We start from the raw sequence: 1,751 nt of genomic DNA on the forward strand, positions 1-1,751 counted from the left end.
CCGCCATTGGCCATCTTCTCGGCCAGGAACAAACCCAGCCCGCCCAGACCACCGGTGATGATGTAGGACCCATCCCCCCGGAACACAGGCGCGTGCTCGGGCGGCAGCACCACGCTGCTGCGCCCAACCTGTGGGATGTCGAGGAGAAGCTTGCCGGTGTGTTCGGCGGCTCCCATCACCCGGATCGCAGTGGCCGCCTCGGCCAGCGGGTAATGCGTGCTCTCGGGCATCGGCAACACGCCCTCAGCGGTCAACCGGTACACCGTGGCCAGCAACTCGCGGACGGCCCCCGGATGGCTGAGCGACATCAACCCGAGGTCCACGCCATAGAACGCGAGGTTCTGCCGGAACGGGTAGAGCCCGAGCTTGGTGTCGCCGTAGATGTCGCGCTTGCCGATCTCGACGAACCGGCCACCCAGAGCCAGCAGTTTGATCCCGGCCAGCTGTGCGGCACCGACGACCGAGTTCAGCACGATGTCCACGCCATAGCCGTCGGTGTCGCGACGGATCTGCTCGGCGAACTCCACACTGCGCGAGTCGTAGACATGCTCGATACCCATGTCGCGCAACAGGTTCCGGCGCTTCTCGCTGCCGGCGGTGGCATAAATCTCGGCGCCGGCCGCTCGCGCGATCGCAATCGCCGCCTGACCCACCCCACCGGTCGCAGAGTGGATCAGCACCTTGTCGCCGGCCTTGATCCGGGCCAGATCCTGCAACCCGTACCAGGCCGTGGCACTCGCCGTCGTCACCGCCGCCGCCTGAGCATCCGTCAGGCCCGGTGGCAATTTGGCGGCGACACGCGCATCACAGGTGACAAACGTGCTCCAGCAGCCGTTGGGCGACATGCCGCCGACGTGATCACCCACCTGGAGGTCGGTCACGTCGGGGCCCACCGCGGTCACCACACCGGCGAAATCGGTGCCCAGCTGCGGCTGCCGCCCGTCGACCGTCTGGTAGCGGCCGAAGGTGACGAGCACGTCGGCGAAGTTGATGCTGGACGCGCTGACGGCCACCTCGATCTCTCCAAGTCCCGGCGGCACGCGGTCGAACGCCGCGGACTCCAGCGTTTGCAGGTCACCGGGGGTGCGAATCTGCAGGCGCATGCCGGCGTCGGCGTGATCGACGACGGTGCTGTGGCGCTCCTCTGGGAGCAGCGGAGCCGGGTACAGCCGCGCCGTGTACCACTCGTCGTGGCGCCAGGCGGTCTCGTCTTCGTCCGACTCGGCCAGCAGCAGCTGACGCGCCACCGCGTCGGTGCTCGTCGCCTCGTCGACGTCGATGTAGCTGACCTTCAAGTGCGGGTGCTCGGCACTGATCACCCGCAGCAGCCCACGCAAACCACCCTGCTCGAGGTTGGCGCGGTCGTCGGCAAGCACTGTCTGAGCATTGCGCGTTAGCACATAGAGCCGGGGCGTCTGGCCCTCGATTTCCGGGAGCTCGCGTGCGATGCGGACCAAGTGCTTGACGTTCTCAGCGGCACGGACAGTCGACTCCCAGTCCGGATCCCCGCTGGGCGGCGCGGTCAGCACGACCACACCACTGAACCCGCCGGCCTCGAACTGGCCGCGTAGCCGCGCGGCCTGCGCCGTGTGGTCTGCCTGATGCGGCCAGGACATCGTGGTGCACTGCGCGTCGTGCAACTTCAGCGCATCGGTCAACTCCGTGGCCACTAGGTCGGTGGCGTCCGAGGTGCTGATCAACAGCCAGGTGCCGGGCTCGGCATGACTGTTCTCCGGCAGCTGGCGCTGTTG

1 protein-coding gene is annotated in these 1,751 nt (G+C 67.7%); it reads right to left on the bottom strand.

The features are described 5' to 3' along the window. Positions 1–1,751, bottom strand: a 1,751-nt coding sequence (locus AWC27_RS12765; protein WP_139836972.1) for a zinc-binding dehydrogenase, incomplete at both ends; no start/stop codon positions are given.

Origin of the sequence: Mycobacterium szulgai (genome assembly GCF_002116635.1) — a bacterium.
GTDB classification, from domain to species: Bacteria; Actinomycetota; Actinomycetes; order Mycobacteriales; family Mycobacteriaceae; genus Mycobacterium; species Mycobacterium szulgai.